The sequence below is a fragment of the Streptomyces sp. NPDC048483 genome (assembly GCF_040651455.1).
In the GTDB taxonomy this organism is placed as follows: Bacteria; Actinomycetota; Actinomycetes; order Streptomycetales; family Streptomycetaceae; genus Streptomyces.
In genome coordinates, this window is sequence record NZ_JBEZJZ010000054.1 from 1 (window position 1) to 18,538 (window position 18,538).

General features: G+C 71.5%; 17 protein-coding genes. 12 read left to right on the forward strand and 5 right to left on the reverse strand.

The window, feature by feature from the left end; genetic code table 11:
* On the reverse strand, window positions 1–768 hold a 768-nt coding region (locus AB0D04_RS24850), incomplete at its 3' end, for a polysaccharide deacetylase family protein (RefSeq protein WP_362707177.1).
* Window positions 769–917: 149 nt separating this feature from the next.
* Here AB0D04_RS24850 and AB0D04_RS24855 point away from each other — a divergent pair.
* From AB0D04_RS24855 to AB0D04_RS24870, 4 genes are all read left to right on the forward strand, one after another.
* Window positions 918–1,625: a response regulator transcription factor gene (locus AB0D04_RS24855; RefSeq protein ID WP_362707180.1), complete on the forward strand. Its 708-nt coding sequence runs from the start codon at window positions 918–920 to the stop codon at window positions 1,623–1,625.
* Complete coding sequence (locus AB0D04_RS24860; RefSeq protein ID WP_362707183.1) at window positions 1,622–3,142, forward strand: ATP-binding protein; 1,521 nt, start codon at window positions 1,622–1,624, stop codon at window positions 3,140–3,142. Before AB0D04_RS24855 ends, AB0D04_RS24860 begins: the two co-directional genes overlap by 4 nt.
* Window positions 3,139–3,753 carry a hypothetical protein gene (locus AB0D04_RS24865; protein WP_362707186.1) on the forward strand — a complete coding sequence of 205 codons (615 nt, stop codon included), beginning with the start codon at window positions 3,139–3,141 and terminating at the stop codon, window positions 3,751–3,753. Before AB0D04_RS24860 ends, AB0D04_RS24865 begins: the two co-directional genes overlap by 4 nt.
* Before the next feature lie 91 nt (window positions 3,754–3,844).
* Window positions 3,845–4,246, forward strand: a complete 402-nt coding sequence (locus AB0D04_RS24870) for a DUF1992 domain-containing protein (RefSeq protein WP_362707189.1) — start codon at window positions 3,845–3,847, stop codon at window positions 4,244–4,246.
* Window positions 4,247–4,286: 40 nt separating this feature from the next.
* Here AB0D04_RS24870 and AB0D04_RS24875 read toward each other — a convergent pair whose 3' ends face one another.
* Complete coding sequence (locus AB0D04_RS24875; RefSeq protein WP_362707191.1) at window positions 4,287–5,606, reverse strand: hypothetical protein; 1,320 nt, start codon at window positions 5,604–5,606, stop codon at window positions 4,287–4,289.
* A gap of 236 nt (window positions 5,607–5,842) precedes the next feature.
* On the opposite strand from AB0D04_RS24875, the gene AB0D04_RS24880 reads away from it, so the two are divergent.
* Genes AB0D04_RS24880 through meaB form a run of 3 tightly spaced genes read left to right on the forward strand, consistent with a single transcriptional unit; the run spans window position 5,843 to window position 10,969 of the window.
* Window positions 5,843–7,720 (forward strand): methylmalonyl-CoA mutase subunit beta, encoded by a 1,878-nt coding sequence (locus AB0D04_RS24880; protein ID WP_362707194.1) that lies wholly within the window; start codon window positions 5,843–5,845, stop codon window positions 7,718–7,720.
* The gene (gene scpA / locus AB0D04_RS24885; protein WP_362707197.1) at window positions 7,720–9,942 is read left to right on the forward strand and encodes a methylmalonyl-CoA mutase; all 2,223 of its coding nucleotides are present in this window, start codon (window positions 7,720–7,722) and stop codon (window positions 9,940–9,942) included. The genes AB0D04_RS24880 and scpA overlap by 1 nt, the downstream gene beginning before the upstream one ends.
* A gap of 10 nt (window positions 9,943–9,952) precedes the next feature.
* Window positions 9,953–10,969: a methylmalonyl Co-A mutase-associated GTPase MeaB gene (gene meaB, locus AB0D04_RS24890; RefSeq protein ID WP_362707200.1), complete on the forward strand. Its 1,017-nt coding sequence runs from the start codon at window positions 9,953–9,955 to the stop codon at window positions 10,967–10,969.
* Between the two features lie 90 nt (window positions 10,970–11,059).
* Here meaB and AB0D04_RS24895 read toward each other — a convergent pair whose 3' ends face one another.
* Window positions 11,060–12,121 (reverse strand): WD40 repeat domain-containing protein, encoded by a 1,062-nt coding sequence (locus tag AB0D04_RS24895; RefSeq protein ID WP_362707203.1) that lies wholly within the window; start codon window positions 12,119–12,121, stop codon window positions 11,060–11,062.
* Window positions 12,122–12,412: 291 nt separating this feature from the next.
* Window positions 12,413–13,210, reverse strand: a complete 798-nt coding sequence (locus tag AB0D04_RS24900; RefSeq protein ID WP_362707206.1) for an inositol monophosphatase family protein — start codon at window positions 13,208–13,210, stop codon at window positions 12,413–12,415.
* Window positions 13,211–13,359: 149 nt separating this feature from the next.
* Between AB0D04_RS24900 and AB0D04_RS24905 the strand changes: the two genes are divergently transcribed.
* Genes AB0D04_RS24905 through AB0D04_RS24920 form a run of 4 tightly spaced genes read left to right on the forward strand, consistent with a single transcriptional unit; the run spans window position 13,360 to window position 17,516 of the window.
* Window positions 13,360–14,928, forward strand: a complete 1,569-nt coding sequence (locus AB0D04_RS24905) for a phenylacetate--CoA ligase family protein (protein ID WP_362707209.1) — start codon at window positions 13,360–13,362, stop codon at window positions 14,926–14,928.
* A 1-nt stretch (window position 14,929) separates the two neighbouring features.
* Entirely contained in the window at window positions 14,930–15,394 is a 465-nt protein-coding gene (locus AB0D04_RS24910) for a DUF4188 domain-containing protein (protein ID WP_362707211.1), read from the forward strand.
* A gap of 2 nt (window positions 15,395–15,396) precedes the next feature.
* On the forward strand, window positions 15,397–16,503 hold the full coding sequence (locus AB0D04_RS24915; RefSeq protein WP_362707214.1) for a hypothetical protein: 1,107 nt from the start codon (window positions 15,397–15,399) through the stop codon (window positions 16,501–16,503).
* Complete coding sequence (locus tag AB0D04_RS24920; RefSeq protein WP_362707217.1) at window positions 16,503–17,516, forward strand: hypothetical protein; 1,014 nt, start codon at window positions 16,503–16,505, stop codon at window positions 17,514–17,516. Before AB0D04_RS24915 ends, AB0D04_RS24920 begins: the two co-directional genes overlap by 1 nt.
* Before the next feature lie 47 nt (window positions 17,517–17,563).
* On the opposite strand, the gene AB0D04_RS24925 is transcribed toward AB0D04_RS24920, so the two are convergent.
* Window positions 17,564–18,058, reverse strand: coding sequence for an ATP-binding protein (locus tag AB0D04_RS24925; protein WP_362707220.1), 495 nt, complete (start codon window positions 18,056–18,058; stop codon window positions 17,564–17,566).
* A 196-nt stretch (window positions 18,059–18,254) separates the two neighbouring features.
* On the opposite strand from AB0D04_RS24925, the gene AB0D04_RS24930 reads away from it, so the two are divergent.
* Complete coding sequence (locus AB0D04_RS24930; RefSeq protein ID WP_362707223.1) at window positions 18,255–18,497, forward strand: DUF397 domain-containing protein; 243 nt, start codon at window positions 18,255–18,257, stop codon at window positions 18,495–18,497.
* Window positions 18,498–18,538: the final 41 nt, after the last annotated feature.

Sequence of the window (18,538 nt, forward strand, 5' to 3'; positions counted from 1 at the left end):
ATTTGAAGGGGCGGGGGCACCCCGTAGGCTCGGGACATGCAGAGCCTGCGGATGATCGAGAACTGGCCGGTGCCCACCGCTGCGGCCGCCGTCGTGGAAGAGCACCGTCGGCCCGTTGGTCAGCTCCCCGCGCACCGTCGCCTCGATCGCCGCGACGCTGCCGCTCTCGAAGTCCTTGCTGTCGATGTTCCAGCCCAGCGGGCGCATGCCGTGGTCGGCGGCGAGCTGCCGGCTGTAGGGCGTGAAGGCGCCGCCGGGCGCGCGGTAGTACGCCACCTTGGCTCCGCCCGCCGCCTTCTCGATCATCTTCTGGGCGCCGAGTATCTGCTGCGACTGGTAGCTCTGCGGGCGGTGGTCCATGGCCGTGTTGTGGGCGACGGTGTGGTTGCAGAGCCGGTGTCCGGCGGCCACCACCTGCCGGACGATGTCGGGGTGGGCCGCGGCCTGCGGGCCGATCATGCAGAAGGTGGCCTTGACGCCGTGCTTCTTGAGGACCTCGAGCACCTTGGGGGTCCAGACCGGGTCGGGGCCGTCGTCGATGGTGATGTTGAGGCTGCGGCCGGGGCGGTCCGAGGCGTGCACGATCGACGACTTCACCTTGACGGTACGGGCCGCCTGCCGGCCGTCCTTGCCGGCCGAGTCGGCGCTGGCCTGTTCGGAGCCACCGAACTGGACGAACGCGAGAATCCCCGCGGCGGTCAGCGACACGGCCGCCGCTGCGACCACTCCGATGATCCCGCCCTCGATGCCGAAGCGCCGCCGTGCCATGTGAATCCCGTCCCTCACCCGATGCTCATGTGCGTACCGAAGACGGCGGTGCCGTCGCACACGCCGCCTTGCACCACGACAGATGCAGGGGACCGGGGGCAGGCTGCTCCTGTTACGGATCCATCATGAAACTCTTTGATACTGGACCCATGCCACGTGTACTTCTGATCGAGGACGACGCCGCCGTACGGGACGGAGTGACCCTCGCACTACGGCGGCGCGGCCACGAGGTGGCGGCCGCGGCCAGCGGCGAGGAAGGCCTGGACGTGCTGCCGGGCTTCCGCCCGGACATCGTCCTGCTCGATCTGATGCTGCCCGGCAAGGACGGCTTCGAGATCTGCCGGCTGATCCGTGCCGACCGGCAGCTGCCGATCATCATGCTCACCGCCCGCGGCGACGATCTGGACGTGGTGCTCGGACTGGAGGCCGGCGCGGACGACTACATCGTCAAGCCCGCCCGCGGCGAGGTCCTCGAGGCACGGATCCGTGCGGTGCTACGCCGTACCGCGCTGCCCGCCAACGGGGACTCGCCCGGTACGGAGCCGGGCCCGACGCCCGTGGAGACGTACGGCGAGCTGGCCATCGACCGGGCCGGCCTGGTCGTCGGCAAGGGCGGCCAGGACCTGGCGCTGGCCCCCTCGGAGATGAAGCTGCTGCTGTTCCTGTCGGCCACGCCGGGGCAGGTCTTCAGCCGCCAGCAGTTGCTGGAGCATGTCTGGGAGCACAGCTACCACGGCGATGCCCGGCTGGTCGATGCGTGTGTGATGCGGCTGCGGACGAAGATAGAGGACACCCCGCGCAGCCCCCGTTACGTCCAGACCGTGCGGGGCTTCGGCTACCGCTTCGGGCCCCTGTGAGCCGCCTGGGCCGGCTGGTCCCCACCCGTCTGCGCGGGCTGCGCGCCCGGCTCGTCGTCGTGTTCGTGCTGGTGGCCGCCGTGAGCGCGCTGACCACCGCGGGCCTGACCTACCGCGAGGCCCGTAACGCCATCCTCCAGCGCTCCCAGGACATCGCCGTCAACGACCTGCGGGCGCAGATCAATTCGCTGGCGCCGGAACTCACGGTGCCGCCCTCCCAGTCGGACCTGGACTTCTTCCGGGTCCAGCTGGAGCGCTCGGGCACCTCCCGGGACTGGGACATCTCGGTGCACTACAACGGTGTCCCGGACAGCGAGGACAGCGGGCTGCGCGGCGGTGTGGTGGTTCCGCCCGGTCTGCGGGAGTCGGTGGAGAAGCGCCATGTGCCGGTCTTCCAGCGCACCGACCACAGCGGTGCCCCCTGGCTGGTGATCGGGATGCCGGTGCGGCAGTCCGACGGCAAGGCCTCCGCGCTGACCGTCTACGCGCAGCTGCCGCTGAACGCCGAGGAGGCCAATGTCGAAGCGCTGGTGAGCGCGGCGCGGGGCGGCGCGGTGCCGGTGCTGGCGCTGGCTGTGATCCCGGCGCTGCTGGCCGCCGGCGGGGTGCTGCGGCCCGTACGGCGACTGCGGCAGGCAGCCGGGCGGCTCGCCGAGGGCAAGCTGGACACCCGGCTGGACGTGAAGGGCACCGACGAACTCTCCGAGCTGTCCCGGACGTTCAACGACATGGCCGCCGAGCTGGAGGAGAGCGTCGCGGAGCTGCGCCGGCTGGAGGCCAACGCCCGGCGCTTCGCCGCCGATGTCTCGCACGAGCTGCGCACGCCGCTGGCGGCGATGTCCGCGGTCACCGAGATCCTCGACGAGGACGCCGAATCCCTCGACCCCGACACCGCCTCCGCGGTCCGGCTGATCAGCCAGGAGACCGGCAAGCTGGCGCGGATGGTGGAGGACCTGATGGAGGTCTCTCGGTTCGACGCGGGGGCCGCCGCGCTGCATCTGGACGAGGTGGACGTCGCCGAGACCATCCGCAAGACGCTGCAGGCCAGGGCCTGGCAGCAGCGGGTGACGGCGGAGCTTGCGCAGGACGTACGGGCCCGGCTCGACCCGCGGCGGCTGGATGTGGTGGTCGCCAACCTGGTCGGCAATGCCCTGCACCACGGCGGCGAGCCGGTCCGGGTACGGCTGCCCGCCCCGGAGCCGGAATCCGGGCGGCTGCTGATCGAGATCGCCGACAGCGGCCCCGGCATCGATCCCGAGGTCCTGCCGCATGTCTTCGACCGCTTCTACAAGGCGGACTCCGCCCGCGCCCGCTCGGAGGGCAGCGGTCTGGGTCTGGCCATCGCGCTGGAGAACGTACGGCTGCACGGCGGCACCCTGCGCGCCGCCAACTCTCCCGACGGCGGCGCGGTCTTCACCGTGGAGCTGCCGCTGCGGCGGGCCCCGGAGCACACCGCCGCGGACGGCGACGGCCCGGACGCCGGCTGTCCCGACGCGGGGAAAGAGAACGACGCATGAACGCCCTCAATGCCCTCAATACCCTGCTCGGTGCACGGGTCCGGCGGACCGTGGCGGGCGGCCTGGCGGGCGGCCTGCTGGCCGGTGCGCTGGCCGGTGCGCTGACCGGCTGCGGTATCGAGTCCACCGACGTGATCGACGCCGGCGAGCCCGCCACCGGCGTGAAGTCCCCCGGCGAGCCCGCCGCCGACGTCCAGCTGTTCTTCTACGGCCCGAACGGGCTGCGCTCGGCGACCCGCCCCGCCAAGGCACCGGTCGATCCGCAGGAGGCCATCGAGCTGCTGATGGACGGCCCGAACCACGCCGAACGCCAGCGCGGTCTCTCCAGCGTGCTGCCGAAGTTCCCCGGGCGGCTGACCGCCACCACCGGCCAGGGCAGGGTCGCCCTCACGCTCCCGATGAATGCGAAGCTGCTGGACTCCCCCTCGCTCAACCAGCTGGTGTGCACGGCGGCCAACGCCCGCGTCCCGGGGGACAAGCCGCCGGGCGAGGTCACCGTCACGGTCGTGGGCGAGGGCGTCCGCGTCGGCCCCATGGTCTGCGGCGGCAACAACGCCTTCCCGGTGGTCCAGCCGAGCCCGAACACCGCGACGCCGAGGTCCGCGGGCTGAGACCCGCGCCGGGGTACGCGCGCGTTACGGTGAAGGCAGGCACCCGTGTGCCACGAGGACCGGCCGCCGGCGAACCCCGGGAGGCCCCGCGATGACCGAGCGCGAACCCCCTGGCCCCGCCTACGAGACCTGGGTCGACCGGCAGATCCGCGAGGCGACCGAGCGCGGCGAGTTCGCCGACCTGCCCGGCGCCGGGAAGCCGCTGCCCCACCTCGACCGGCCGTACGACGAGCTGTGGTGGATCAAGGAGAAGATGGCGCGCGAGAACGTCTCGTATCTGCCGCCGTCGCTGGTACTGCGCAAGGAGGCCGAGGACGCCCTGGAGGCCGCGTCCAAGGCCCCCACCGAGGCGGCCCTGCGCCGCATCCTGACGGACGTCAACGAGCGGATCCGCGCGGCCCTGCGTACGCCGCTCGAGGGGCCGCCACTGAATCTCACACCGTTCAATGTCGACGAGGCGGCGCGTAACTGGCGTGCTCGGCACGGGAGTTGAGCGCTGCAGCGGTCGATCACCGCAGCGCCGCCGAGCGCCGTCACGGCCGCAGCCGCACCCGCAGGAACCGCGGCCGGTAGAGCTCCACATTGCCGTTGAGGCGCGGGTCAGCCGGGGCCGGGCCCAGCCAGTTGATGTCATAGCTGAGCAGCAGCCGCCGTCCGGACGCGGTGAAACCGGGGTGCACCTGGGGGTTGTACGCGGCCACGTACTGCGGGTCGGCGTCGGCGGGCCGGGGCGGGGTGATGCGGCCGTTCGGGCCGTGCCAGGGGCCGCGGGGCGAGCAGGACCAGTAGCTGGTGGCCGTCCGCATCCCTGCCGTGCCCGCTCCCCCGGTGTCCATGGTGAACAGCACCCAGGTGTCCCCCACTCTGGGCTTCGCTCGAGAGGGGGTACCCCCATGCGCGGGGGCGCCCCCATCATCACGGACGACGGTGAAGGCGCTGCCGACGCTGCGCCGCCCGCCCGCGCGCAGCACCGGCCGGGCGCTCCCGGCCCGCCGCTGCCAGTGGGCGCCGTCCCAGAACCGCCATCGGCCGCGGTCGCCGAGCCGGCCGGCCGGGACCCGCGCGAGGTAGGCGCTGGAGGCCGGCGACGACGGCGGGTCGTCGCCACCGAAGACATACGTCCAGGCACCTTCGGTGACCGCCGCCGTCCCGTACAGGACCCGCCGTCCAGGATCCGCGACGGACGCCTGGCCCACGGTCTCCGTGATCCCCTCCAGGCGCAGGCCCGGCAGCGAGAGCGTGGCGACCTCGGTGCCGCGCGGCACGCCGAAGATCCACGGGCCGGTACCGGGGGCGCGGTTCCACAGCAGGACGCGGACGACCTTCTCCCGGCTCCCGGGCGTACGGGGTTCCACGCTCGCGTGGACCGGCCAGCGCCAGCCGCCGCCCGGTGGGTCCGGGAAGAAGGGGCCGGGTGCGGCCGCGGTGCCGCCGGTCAGGGTGCGCTCCGGCCGTCCCGAACGGGACATCAGGACAAGGGAGTTGTGCCTGAGGTAGGGCGTGCCGCCGCGGTCCGCCGTGCGCCAACGGTGCTGCTGTCCCTGGGGGTTGGGCGGCGGCTGCACCCGGTCCAGGAAGGTGTCGGAGAAGAGCCAGAGGCTACGGCCGTCGGGCAGCCGGACCGAGTGGGTGCCGTCGCCGCCGGTCCAGTCGTCGACCCGGGTGTTGTCGTCGCCGTAGCGGGCGAATGCGACGGTGTGTCCGGTATCGGTGGACCAGGAGGCGATGCGGCGGCCGGTGCAGGACGGGGTGCCGTCCGGGGCGGCGCCCCTTGGCAGCACCCAGAGGAGTAAGGACACGGTCAGGAGCAGGGCCGCGACGGCCGCGGTGCGGGTGATCGGCAGCCTGGACATCGCGCTCCTCTGGGGGGTCCCCCTGCTCCCTATGAGCTTGGGGGAGGGTGCCGCACCCACCGTACTGAGCCGGAAGATCACCTCCCGGCAACCCGGGCCCGCTGATCGATCAGGGCGGGACGGCGGTCGGATGTCTGCGCAATGCCGGTCCGATACGGACAAACGCCAGGCCAAAGAGGGCAAGGTCACAGCGGGAGCCCTGCTCCAGCGAACGGTCGTTCGCCTAGCCTGCTGCCATGACCGCCGAGTCCCCCGAACTCCCCCTGGCCGCCGCATTCCCGGACGTGGACCGAGAGCAGTGGCAGCGCCTTGTCGAAGGCGTGCTGCGCAAATCGGGCGTCACGCAAGCCGCCGGTGCCGCCGCCGAGGACGCGCTTGCCACAGATCTCCAGGACGGGATCCGCATCCGCCCGCTGTACACCGCCGAGGACACGTCGGCCGCCGCCGGCCACCCCGGTTTCCCGCCCTTCGTACGGGCCGGCCGCCCCGAGGGCACGGCCGCCGCCGGGTGGGACGTACGCCAGCGCCATGCGGACACCGATCCCGAGCGCGCCCATGCCTGCCTCCTGGCCGACCTGGAGAACGGCGTCACCTCTCTGTGGCTGACCGTCGGGGACGGCGGGATCCCGGTGGCGGGGCTGGCGCAGGCACTCCAGGGCGTCTATCTGGACCTGGCCGCCGTGGCCCTGGACCCCGGCGCCGATTTCGCCGCGGCCGCCGAGGAACTGCTGCGGCTGTACGACGCCGGTGGCGTGGCGCTGTCCGAGGCGTCCGGCAACCTGGGCGCCGACCCGCTCGGCCTGCTGGCCCGTACCGGCGACGACGGCTCGCTGCCCGACCAGTTGGCCGCGGCCGCCCGGCTCGCCGAGCGCTGCACCACCGATGCGCCGCGGCTGCGGGCGCTGGTCGTGGACGCGCTGCCGTACCACGAGGCGGGCGGCTCCACCGCCGAGGAACTGGGCGCCTCGCTGGCCACCGGCGTCGCCTACCTCCGGGAGCTGACGGGGGCCGGTCTCGCCATCGACGACGCCTGCCGGCAGCTGGAGTTCCGCTACGCCGCCACCGCCGACCAGTTCCTGACCATCGCCAAGCTGCGCGCCGCCCGCCGGCTGTGGGCGCGGGTCGCCGAGGTGTGCGGGGCCTCGTCCGAGGCGTCCGCGCAGCGCCAGCACGCGGTCACCTCCACGGTGATGATGACCCGTCGGGACCCCTGGGTGAACATGCTGCGCACCACCGTCGCCGGGCTGTCCGCGGGCGTGGGCGGCGCGGACGCGGTGACGGTGCTGCCGTTCGACGCGGCGCTGGGCCTGCCCGATGCCTTCGCCCGCCGTATCGCCCGCAACACCCAGTCCGTGCTGCTGGAGGAGTCCCACCTGTCGAAGGTGATCGACCCCGCGGGCGGCTCCTGGTACGTGGAGCGTCTCACCGACGAACTGGCGCACGCGGCCTGGGCGTTCTTCCAGGAGATCGAGGGCGCGGGCGGTCAGGCCGCGGCGCTGCGCTCCGGGATGCTCGGCGAGCGGCTGGCGCGCACCTGGGCACACCGCAGCGAAGACCTCGCCCACCGCCGCGAACCGATCACCGGCGTCAGCGAGTTCCCGCATCTCGCCGAGCCGCCCGTCCACCGCGACCCGGCTCCCGCGCCGGTGGGCGGGGGGCTGCCGCGGGTGCGCAGGGACGATGCGTACGAGAGGCTGCGGTCCCGGTCCGACGCGCATCTGGCGGCCGGCGGGGAACGCCCGAAGGTCTTCCTGGCGGCACTCGGTCCGGTCGCGGCGCACACCGCGCGGGCGACCTTCGCCGCCAACCTCTTCCAGGCGGGCGGTATCGAGACCCTCCAGGAGAGCGTGGACGCGGAGTCGGTGGCCGAGGCGTTCGCCCGCAGCGGCGCGCGGACCGCCTGTCTGTGTGCGAGCGATGCGGTGTACGGCGAGCAAGCGGCGGCCGTGGCGGCCGCGCTGAAGTCGGCGGGGGCGCTGCGGGTGCACCTGGCGGGTAGGCCGGGCGAGCGCCGCGAGGAATTCGTAGAGGCCGGTGTGGACGCGTTCGTCTTCGCGGGCTGCGACGCGGTCGAGGTGCTGTCCTCGGCCCTGGATGTCATGGAGGTGGCGTGATGGGTGAGTCGACGCAACAGGCGGGCGCCATCCCGGACTTCAGCACGGTGGAGCTGGGTGGCCCGGCCGCGGCGGCCGACGCCGGGCAGTGGGCGGACGCCGTCCAGCAGGCCACCGGCAAGGGCGTCGAGGACCTGACCTGGGAGACCCCGGAGGGCATCGACGTCAAGCCGCTCTACACCGAGGCGGACCTGGCGGGCCTGGACTTCCTGGGCACATACCCGGGCGTCACGCCGTATCTGCGGGGCCCGTACCCGACGATGTACGTCAACCAGCCCTGGACGATCCGGCAGTACGCGGGCTTTTCCACCGCCGAGGAGTCCAACGCCTTCTACCGCCGTAACCTCGCGGCCGGACAGAAGGGCCTGTCGGTCGCCTTCGACCTGCCGACCCACCGCGGCTACGACAGCGACCACCCGCGCGTCACCGGCGACGTCGGCATGGCGGGCGTCGCCATCGACTCGATCTACGACATGCGGCAGCTCTTCGAGGGCATCCCGCTGGACAAGATGACCGTGTCGATGACGATGAACGGCGCGGTGCTGCCCGTACTCGCCCTCTACATCGTGGCCGCCGAGGAACAGGGCGTACCGCCCGAGAAGCTGGCCGGGACCATCCAGAACGACATCCTCAAGGAGTTCATGGTCCGCAACACCTACATCTATCCGCCGCAGCCCTCGATGCGGATCATCTCCGACATCTTCTCGTACACCTCGCAGAAGATGCCGCGCTACAACTCCATCTCCATCTCCGGCTATCACATCCAGGAGGCGGGCGCGACGGCCGACCTGGAGCTGGCCTACACCCTCGCCGACGGGGTGGAGTATCTGCGCGCGGGCATCGAGGCCGGCATGGACGTGGACTCCTTCGCCCCGCGTCTGTCCTTCTTCTGGGCGATCGGCATGAACTTCTTCATGGAGATCGCCAAGCTGCGGGCGGCCCGGCTGCTGTGGGCGCGCCTCGTCCAGCGCTTCGACCCGAAGAACCCCAAGTCCCTTTCCCTGCGCACCCATTCGCAGACCTCGGGCTGGTCGCTCACCGCTCAGGACGTCTTCAACAACGTCACGCGGACGTGTGTGGAGGCGATGGCCGCCACCCAGGGCCACACCCAGTCCCTGCACACCAACGCCCTCGACGAGGCGCTCGCCCTGCCCACCGACTTCTCGGCGCGGATCGCCCGTAACACCCAGCTCTTCCTCCAGCAGGAGTCGGGGACCTGCCGGGTCATCGACCCGTGGGGCGGCAGCGCGTACGTCGAGAAGCTCACTCACGATCTGGCGCGGCGGGCCTGGCAGCACATCGAGGAGGTCGAGGAGGCCGGCGGCATGGCCAAGGCCATCGACGCGGGCATCCCCAAGCTGCGCGTCGAGGAGGCCGCGGCCCGTACCCAGGCGCGGATCGACTCGGGGCGGCAGGCGCTGATCGGCGTCAACAAGTACCCGGTGGAGACGGATGAGGAGATCGAGGTCCTCAAGGTCGACAACTCCGCGGTGCGCGCCCAGCAGATCGAGAAGCTGAAGCGGTTGCGCGCGGAGCGCGACGAGGTGGCCTGCCAGGACGCGCTGCGGGCGCTGACGGAGGCGGCAAAGTCCGGTCCCGGTGCGGGACTTGAGGGCAATCTCCTCGCACTGGCCGTGAACGCGGCGCGCGCGATGGCGACCGTCGGCGAGATCTCCGACGCCCTGGAGACGGTCTACGGACGTCACTCCGGGCAGATCCGTACCATCTCCGGTGTGTACCGAGACGAAGCGGGCCCTTCCTCCGGGGTCGAGCGCACCCGCGACCTGGTGGCCGGGTTCGAGCGCGCCGAGGGACGCCGGCCGCGCATCCTGGTGGCCAAGATGGGCCAGGACGGCCATGACCGCGGCCAGAAGGTGATCGCCACGGCCTTTGCCGACCTGGGCTTCGACGTCGATGTCGGCCCGCTGTTCCAGACGCCGGCCGAGGTGGCCCGTCAGGCGGTCGAGGCCGACGTCCACATCGTCGGGGTGTCGTCCCTCGCCGCCGGCCACCTCACGCTGGTGCCGGCGCTGCGGGAGGCGCTGGCCGCCGAGGACCGGGAGGACATCACGATCGTGGTGGGCGGGGTGATCCCGCCGCAGGACGTCCAGCCGCTGCGCGACATGGGCGCGGCCGCCGTCTTCCTGCCCGGCACGGTCATCCCCGATGCCGCCCACGACCTGGTCAAGGACCTGGCCTCGGTCCTCGGCCACGAGCTCTGAGCGGGGGGTCATGCCTGCGACGATCGATGTCGAACGGTACGCCGAGGGGGTACGGGCCGGCTCGCGGGCCTGGATCGCCCGGGCCGTCACCCTGGTCGAGTCCAGCCGGGCCGACCACCGCGCGGCGGCCCAGCAACTGCTCGTCCGGCTGCTGCCGTACGCAGGACAGGCCCGCCGGGTGGGCATCAGCGGGGTGCCGGGCGTCGGCAAGTCGACCTTCATCGACGCCCTCGGCACGCTGCTGACCGGTATGGGGCACCGGGTGGCGGTGCTCGCCGTCGACCCGTCCTCCAGCCGTACCGGCGGCTCCATCCTGGGCGACAAGACCCGGATGGAGCGGCTGGCGACGGACCCGGCGGCGTTCGTCCGCCCCTCGCCCACGTCCGGGACGCTGGGCGGGGTGGCCCGGGCCACCCGCGAGTCCATCGTCGTCATGGAAGCGGCGGGCTATGACGTCGTCCTGGTGGAGACGGTCGGCGTCGGCCAGTCCGAAACCACCGTCGCCAACATGGTCGACACCTTCCTCCTGCTGACGCTGGCCCGTACCGGCGACCAGCTCCAGGGCATCAAGAAGGGCGTCCTGGAGCTGGCGGACCTGGTGTCCGTCAACAAGGCCGACGGGCCGCACGAGCGGGACGCCCGCTCGGCGGCCCGCGAACTGGCCGGTGCGCTACGGCTGTTGCAGCCTGCCGACGCCGTCTGGACGCCTCCGGTCCTGACGTGCAGCGCCCGCGAGGGCACCGGCCTGAAGACGGTCTGGGAGCGGATCGAGCAGCACCGCACCCTGCTGGACTCCACCGGCGCCCTGGCCGAGCGCCGCCGCACCCAGCAGGTCGACTGGACCTGGTCGATGGTGCGCGAGCGGCTCATCGACCGCCTCCAGGAGCACCCGGAGGTGCGCCGTCTCGGCCCCGGTATCGAGCACGAGGTACGCGAGGGCGCGATCACGGCGACGCTGGCGGCCGAGCGGCTGCTGGACGCCTTCGGCCTCCCGGACGGTGCTCAAGCCCCGTACGACGAGGACTGACGGGCACTCCGGCGCGTCACACCGTTGGCCGGACGGGCCCGCCGGCCGCGATGCGGGACCGGTGGGCCGTCCTTGGATGCGCCAGGGGCATCACGCCGGGAACCACAGCTCGTGGAGGTGAGCGTCCTGGCCGCGGTAGACCACGTGCTGGGTCCTGTCCACGTCCCAGGTGTACCCGGCCGGGGTGCCGACAGCCTGCACGGAGCTGCCGGACGCGACGGTCAGGTCGTTGTGGTGCCAGGCGCCGTTGAACCACAGCTCATGGATATGACTGTCCTGGCCGCGGTAGATCACGTGCTGGGTGCCGTCCACGTCCCAGGTGTAGCCGACCGGATCGGAATCCGCCGCAACCTGGCTGCCCGACGCGGTGATCAGGTCGTTGTGGTGCCATCCGCCGTTGAACCACAGCTCATGGATGCGGCTGTCGTGGCCGCGGAAGACCACATGCTGGGTCTTGTCCACGTCCCAGGTGTACCCGGCGGGGTCGCCGGCGGCCTCCGCGGGGCTGCCGGACGCGACGGTCAGGTCATTGTGGTGCCAGGCGCCGTTGAACCACAGCTCATGGATGTGACTGTCGTGGCCGCGGTAGACCACGTGCTGGGTGCCGTCCACGTCCCAGGTGTAGCCGTCCGGGAATCCCGCCACCTTCGCGGGGCTGCCGGAGGCAATGTTCAGGTCGTTGTGGTGCCAGGTGCCGTTGAACCACACCTCCTGGACGTTGCTGTCCTCATTGCAGAACACGACGTGCTGGGTCTTGTCCACGTCCCAGGTGTAACCCGCGGGGTCGCCGTTGGGATGGGCGGGTTTCGGGAGGCCCGATGCGGCGTGGAGGTCGTTGTGGTGCCATGCGCCGTTGAACCACAGCTCCTGTATGTGGGTGTTCAGGCCGCAGTACACGACGTGCTGGGTGCCGTCCACGTCCCAGGTGTAACCAGAGGGGTCGCCGTTCGCCAGAACCTGACTGCCCGACGCGGCGATCAGGTCGTTGTGATGCCATCCGCCGTTGAACCACAGCTCGTGGATGCGATTGTCCTGGCCCCGGTAAACCACGTGCTGGGTCTTGTCCACGTCCCAGGTGTAGCCGTCCGGGTTCCCGGCAGCGGGCGCGGGGCTGCCCGAAGCGGCGGTCAGATCATTGCGGTTCCATCCCATTGCGCTCTCCTTCGCGACTCGTGACGTACTCGGCCGGAGTGCGGTCACCAGCCAGTCAGACATCAGGGAGGCAACTTGGCATTCCGTGCTGCAGGGAGTAGCGCCCCAGGGCAGGGAGCGGCGGCAGGCGGTCGAAGCGACTTCCCTCCGGCAAGGCACGCCAGATGGCCGTCTCCTTGCCTCTGCACACGGACCGTTACGCGCGGGAAACCGTAAGGTTTCACCCGAATGCCCCAAATCAGTCACTTTCTGTCGTGCGCGCCGAGCGGCCCCAGCCAGGGCACGCGCGCACTAGCTGCGACTGCGGATCACCGACATCAGCCGCTCGTGGGTGTCGGCGTCGGCGGCCACCACAAGTCCGCGGCCCGCCTGCCCGATCGGGGCGCCGTCGATCCCGGTGACCACGCAGCCGGCGGCCCGGCACACGGCGATACCGGCGGCGAAATGCACGCTCCCTGACAGGTCGCCGCCATCGGTGACATACGCGGCGCGCTTGCCGGCGGCGACCCAGGCCAACGCCAGCGTCGTGGACACGACCCGCGGCCGGAACCGCGCAACGAACTCGGGGTGGGCCAGCAGGTCCACGGCCCGGAATCCGGGCGCGCTCGGGAACGGCGGATCCAGGTTGACGTCCACCAGCCGGCCGGCAGGCGTGGGCGCCGGCCGCGCATCGGCCCCGTCGTGCCGCACCCAGGCGGCCTCACCGTCGGTGAAGAAGACCTCGCCGCTGAACGGATCGGCCACCGCCGCCGCCCCGTTGCGCAGCGCCACGTTGACGGCCACCAGCATGTTGCCGACGGCGTAGTTGAGCGTGCCGCACAAGGGATCCACCAGCCACTGGCGTACAGCGCCGGCCGTACCCTGCGGCCCGCTTTCCTCACCGAGCACCGCATCATCGGGCCGAGCCGCACGGATGACGCCGAGGATCGTCCGCTCGGCCTCCACATCGGCGGCGGTGGCGAAGTCTCCGGCGCCCTTGTCGATGCGGGCGAGCCGCAGGCCGTACATGCTGCGCACCACGTCCGCGCCCGCGCGGGCCGCAGCTATCGCCACGCCGGCATCGTCACGGCCCGTATACGAGTTGATCACGTCGGGCAGAGTATCGGGCGAAGCCGGCCCCCTGGACGTCCGGGATACTCACGCGCAGAACTGAGTAGCCGAGCTCATGACGCCTCCAGGCCCGGCCCCGAGGATGTCGGTGACACACCGCATCGATCGGGTCTGGGGGATCTCGCATCATGGGTACACCCGCGCGGCAGTGGTTGCTGCGCGCCGTCACCGCGGCGCTCACCTCGCTCTACCGTCTGTACGGCGTGCGGCCCGTGACCTGGCGGCTGATGGCCCGTAACTACCGGCCCTGGATGGGGCGGTTCGCGCATCTGCACGCCTGGATGACCTGTCAGTTCGCGGCGCTCGACGTGCCCGCGTACGCCGCCCATCTCGACCGCCACGGCTGGCGCTTCCGCTGGTTTCGTACGACGTCCTATCCGCCCACCGACAAGGAGTCGTACGTCACGGCGTACCCCGAGCACGAACGGTGCTGGAAGGGGAGGCCGGAGATCGCCGGCAGCGTCGTCGACGAGTCCTCCGGCTCCTCCGGCACCCCGTACAACTGGATCCGCGGGCGCCGCGAGCTGAAGACCGTGCACCGCAATGTCGCGGGGTACACCTCCCTCGTCTTTCCCTCCAAGAAGCTGTTCGTGATCAACGCGTACTCGATGGGCGCCTGGGCCACCGGCACCAACACCGGCATCGCGATGGCCCGGATCGCCACCGTCAAGAACACCGGTCCCGACCTCGACAAGATCGTCGATACGCTGCGCCACTTCGGACCGCGCTACGACTACCTCGTCACCGCCTACCCGCCCTTCCTCAAGCATCTGCGGGACCGACTGGCCACCGAGGAGTGGTTCGCCGCCGCCCGCAAGGACTACCGCCTGGCGGCGATGGTCGGCGGCGAAGGCATGACGGAGGCGCTGCGCGACTACGTCGGCGACATCTTCGGCAAGGTCCGCTCCGGATACGGCGCCTCCGACCTGACCATCGGCATGGGCGGCGAGACCACGTTCACCGTCTGGCTGCGCCGGCTGATCCGCGAGGACCCGGCGGCGCGGGCGGCCTTCCTCGGTGCGGACGAACAGCGCCTGCCGATGGTCTTCCAGTACAACCCACTCGAGACCTATCTGGAGACCACCGGCGACGCCCGCACCGGCGAGGTGCTGTGCACCATCAATTCCACCGCCGTGATGGCACCGAAGCTGCGCTACAACATCGGCGACGAGGGAACGCTGACCACGTTCCCCCAGGCCTGGCGGAAGCTGGAGCAACTGGCCGTGTCCCGGCCCGAGTTGCTCGACCGCGCACAGGCGGCCGCGGGCCGCGAGCGGATGCGGCTGCCGCTGCTGTTCCTGTACGGACGGGCCGATTCGACCATCTCTTACATGGGGGCCAACATCTATCCGCAGGACGTCGAATACGGACTCTATGCAGGAAACCCGCTGGCCGAACTGATCGAGGGGTTCTGCCTGGCACTCGGCGCGGGCGACGATCTGGAGGCACGGCCGGTCGTGCATGTCCAGCTGCGGCGCGGGGCAACGCTGTCGGCCGCCGAGGCGGACCGGCTGGCCAAGTCCTGCCAGTACGGTGTGCTGCGCCATCTCGCCGCCACCAGCAGGGACTTCGCCCAGTCGGTGGAGGAGGACCCCTCGGCGCGCGAGATCGCGATCGAGCTGCATGCGTACGGCACCGGCCCGTTCGCCGGCGCCTCGTCCATCAAGAACCGCTATCTGATCCGCGGCGGGGCCTGACGTGCGCAGCACCGACTTCTCCCGCACCCCCGCCCCCGGCCCGGCCGGCGCCCTGTTCGTCGGCGCCACCTCCTACTCCGGCCTGCGCGCCATCGTGGCCCTGACGCCCCGCTGGCTGCGCATGGTCCGCGAGATGCGGCGGATGCGCGGCTATGTCTGGCACAAGGTGTACTGGCGCTTCCCGTACACCCTGGGCACCATCGCCTTCTTCACCGAGCGCGACGACCTGTTGAAATTCGCCCGCGGCAAGGCCCATCACGAGCTGATGTGCTGGCTGACGGACGAGGGCTCCGGCCGGGCCACCGGCGGCTACATCCGTATCTACACCGCCGAGGAGTCCGGCTACACCAACGGCATCTGGCGCGCCGAGGACGGCCGCCTGGGCCATATCGACACCTTCACCCCGCTGTCATACGAGCACACCCCGCGCACCGTCTCCCACCGCACCCCGGACGCCGACCGCTGACCATGTCTGCCACGCCGCTCACCCTCTCCCCCGTCACCGACCGCCGCTCCCTGCGCGCCTTCTGCGAGCTGCCGCTCCGGCTGCATCCGCCCGGCAGGCACGTCCCCACCCTCGCGGCCACGATCGCCGACTGGCACCGCACCGGCGCCACCGCCCTGCATCTCGCCACCGAGACCCGTACGGGCCGCCCGGTCGGCCGGATCTGCCTGCACCGCTCGGATGCCATGGACCGCCAACTCGGCCGCCCCACCCAGCTGTTCGGACTGACCGAGTTCACCGACACGGAGGTCGCCGGACGCCTCTTCGACCTCGCGGAACACACCGGGCGCAAGGCCGGGGCGACGGGCCTCTTCGGCCCGGTGAGTCTGCTGCCCAACCAGTCCGGCGGCGTGATCACCTCGGGCTTCGAGGAGCGCGGCTTCATCGACTCGGCCTGGAATCCCCCGCACTACCCGGCCGCATACGAGCACCACGGCTTCACCCGACGCTTTCCCTCCGACACCTGGATCTGCCCGGACCTGGACACCCTCGACCCCGACACGACATTCCGCTTCGACGACAGCCGCATCGCCGCCGAAGACCTCCGCATCCACCACGGCTCCCGCCGCCGCCTCGCCGAGCAGCTGCCACTGCTGCGCACCATGCTCAATGCGGCCTTCGCCCCACTCCCGTACTACACCGAGATTTCCGCCGACCAGCTCGCCGCCCAGACGGATGGTCTGGCCCACCTCCTGGACGAGCGGCTGCTCCTCCATCTCACCAAGGCGGGCCGCCCGATCGCCTTCGTCCTGGCCGTCCCGGACATCTCCCCGTTCGTGATGCGCGCACGGGGCCGCCTGCCCCTCCCCCGTCAGCTCCAGCTGCTGGCCACCTGCGCCCGCTACCGCAAGGAGGCCGTACTGATCATCAAGGGCACCGTCCCGGACGAACAGGACAACGGCTATCTCACCCTGCTCTCCCGGGAGCTGCACCGAGGCCTGCGCACCGGCGGCTACCACACCCTGCGCAGCACCTTCGTCGAGCACACCAACCCGGCCTCCGCCGCCTCCTACCGCCGCGCCGGCGGCCGCCCGCTGCACGGCTACACCTTCTACGAGCGGGAGCTGTGATGCCCGGCACCGAGCAGCCATGGGTACGGGCCCTGCGCGAGCGCGAGGCACTGTGCCGCCGGGCCCCCAGCGCCCACAACACCCAGCCCTGGACACTGCGTTACGGCCCCGGCGCGATCACCATCGGCTGGTCCGCCGACCGCGAACTCCCGGCCGGCGACCCGACCCGCCGCGATCTGCATCTCGCCCTGGGCGCGTTCGTGGAGACCTGCCTGACCGTGGCGGCCGACGCCGGCCTGTCCGTACGCGCGGAGATCGCCGTCGACACGGCCCGGCGGACCGCCGCCCGCCTGCTGCCCGCCCGCGCGCCGCACCCCACACCCTTCACCTCCACCACCGTCACCGACCGCACCTGCGCCCGCGGCCCCCACCTCCCCGGCCGCCTCACCCCGTCCCAACTCACCTCTGTGCGAGGCGCATTGACCGGCCCCCACACCCTCTTCGAACTCCCCGCCCGCGCCCTCACCGCTCTCGCCGTACGCGCCGATCGCCACCTGTTCGGCACCGCCCCCGTGGCCACGGAACTCCGCGCCTGGCTCCGGCTGCACCCCGGCCACCCCCGTTACCGCGCCGACGGACTCACCTACGAGGCCCTGGCCCTCTCCCGTACGGAAGCGGCCGGACTCCGCGCCGTACTGGCTCCTCGTCCGTATGCCCTGCTGCGGCGGCTCGGGCTGGCCAGGCTGCTGGCGGGCACCCAGCGCGGGCTGTTGCGCCACGACGGCAGCGTGCTGGTGTTCACCGGGCCACGGGACATGGGCGAGCGCGACCTCGTCCGGGCCGGCCAGGATCTCGTCCGCACTTGGTACGCGCTCACCGAACTCGGCCTGGCCGTCCATCCGTTGAGCCAGCTCATCGACAACCCGGACACCGCCGCCTCACTCGGCGCGCTGCTGCCGGCGGATGCCGGCCGGGTGCTGGCCGTCTTCCGGGCCGGGCGCCCGGCGGCCATGCCCGCCCGGTCGGCCCGACTGGCTGAGGGTACGGGCGCAGTCGGGGGCGTCACCCCGTAGCAGCACCTCCCGCCCGGAAGTGGCCCAGGGACAGCAGTCCCAGGGCGTCAGCCGCGCATCGACACCGTCGCCCAGACGGTCTTGCCCAGACGGTCCGGCGGTGTCCAGCCCCAGGCATCACTCAGCACATCGACGATGTGCAGTCCGCGCCCGGATTCGGCGAGCTCGTCGTGCACCTGGACGACCGGGGCGCTGGTACCGGGGTCCGAGACCGCGCACAGCACGGTGGCGTCCTGCCGGGTCAGGGCGAGCCAGGCGGGGCCGGCAGCGTCGAGCGCACCGTCCGTGGTGCCGTACCGCAGGGCGTTGGTGACGAGTTCGGAGACGACCGTCGCGGCGTCCTCGGCGACGCCGGCGCACATCTGCCAGCCCTCGAGGGTCGTCCGGGTGAAGCGGCGGGCCTCCGCCACGGTGCGCGCGGAGGGGCTCAGCGCGCAGGCGGCGAAGCTGTTGGGGCCGGGCATCCACCAGGTTTCGTCACATGGTTCCTCCCGCTCCTCCCGAAGGGCGTGCTGCACGGTCTCGGCCTGATGTGTGGTCATCACGATCTCCGCGAAGGGCTTTTCGGGTCTGGGCGTGGAGTGCTCTGGAGAGCTAATATCCTCGTCGTCCGCCCCCCGCTGCAAGTGCATCTGCAATTACATCGGTAAGGACGGTCACTCAGGAGCTCGTTCACGCCAACCTGATCGCGAGCCAGGAACGGTAGGAGGCACCGCCTCCAGCAAGGGAGCAGCTGTGATGGAGTCAGTCACCAATGGCATGCCGGCGACCCACATCGAAGGCGCCGTCTGGCGCAAGAGCCGCCGCAGCAACCCCAGCGGCAACTGCGTTGAGCTGGCGGTTCTTTCGGACGGCGGGGTCGCGGTGCGCAACTCCCGGTGCGCGTCGGGCCCGGCGCTGATCTACACCCACGACGAGATGGCGGCCTTCGTCCAGGGCGCCAAGGACGGCGACTTCGACGATCTGCTCGGCCGCGGCTGACGTCACTGGCGCATATGTCGGCCGGATAGTCGCCCCGACTG

What these genes read in the sequence shown, in the direction of transcription:
- AB0D04_RS24920 (WP_362707217.1), top strand. Translation starts at nt 16,503, where the DNA reads ATGCCCGGCACCGAGCAGCCATGGGTACGGGCCCTGCGCGAGCGCGAG.
- AB0D04_RS24865 (WP_362707186.1), top strand. Translation starts at nt 3,139, where the DNA reads ATGAACGCCCTCAATGCCCTCAATACCCTGCTCGGTGCACGGGTCCGG.
- AB0D04_RS24905 (WP_362707209.1), top strand. Translation starts at nt 13,360, where the DNA reads ATGGGTACACCCGCGCGGCAGTGGTTGCTGCGCGCCGTCACCGCGGCG.
- scpA (WP_362707197.1), top strand. Translation starts at nt 7,720, where the DNA reads ATGGGTGAGTCGACGCAACAGGCGGGCGCCATCCCGGACTTCAGCACG.
- AB0D04_RS24875 (WP_362707191.1), bottom strand. Translation starts at nt 5,606, where the DNA reads ATGTCCAGGCTGCCGATCACCCGCACCGCGGCCGTCGCGGCCCTGCTC.
- AB0D04_RS24855 (WP_362707180.1), top strand. Translation starts at nt 918, where the DNA reads ATGCCACGTGTACTTCTGATCGAGGACGACGCCGCCGTACGGGACGGA.
- AB0D04_RS24930 (WP_362707223.1), top strand. Translation starts at nt 18,255, where the DNA reads ATGGAGTCAGTCACCAATGGCATGCCGGCGACCCACATCGAAGGCGCC.
- AB0D04_RS24925 (WP_362707220.1), bottom strand. Translation starts at nt 18,058, where the DNA reads ATGACCACACATCAGGCCGAGACCGTGCAGCACGCCCTTCGGGAGGAG.
- AB0D04_RS24915 (WP_362707214.1), top strand. Translation starts at nt 15,397, where the DNA reads ATGTCTGCCACGCCGCTCACCCTCTCCCCCGTCACCGACCGCCGCTCC.
- meaB (WP_362707200.1), top strand. Translation starts at nt 9,953, where the DNA reads ATGCCTGCGACGATCGATGTCGAACGGTACGCCGAGGGGGTACGGGCC.
- AB0D04_RS24870 (WP_362707189.1), top strand. Translation starts at nt 3,845, where the DNA reads ATGACCGAGCGCGAACCCCCTGGCCCCGCCTACGAGACCTGGGTCGAC.
- AB0D04_RS24895 (WP_362707203.1), bottom strand. Translation starts at nt 12,121, where the DNA reads ATGGGATGGAACCGCAATGATCTGACCGCCGCTTCGGGCAGCCCCGCG.
- AB0D04_RS24880 (WP_362707194.1), top strand. Translation starts at nt 5,843, where the DNA reads ATGACCGCCGAGTCCCCCGAACTCCCCCTGGCCGCCGCATTCCCGGAC.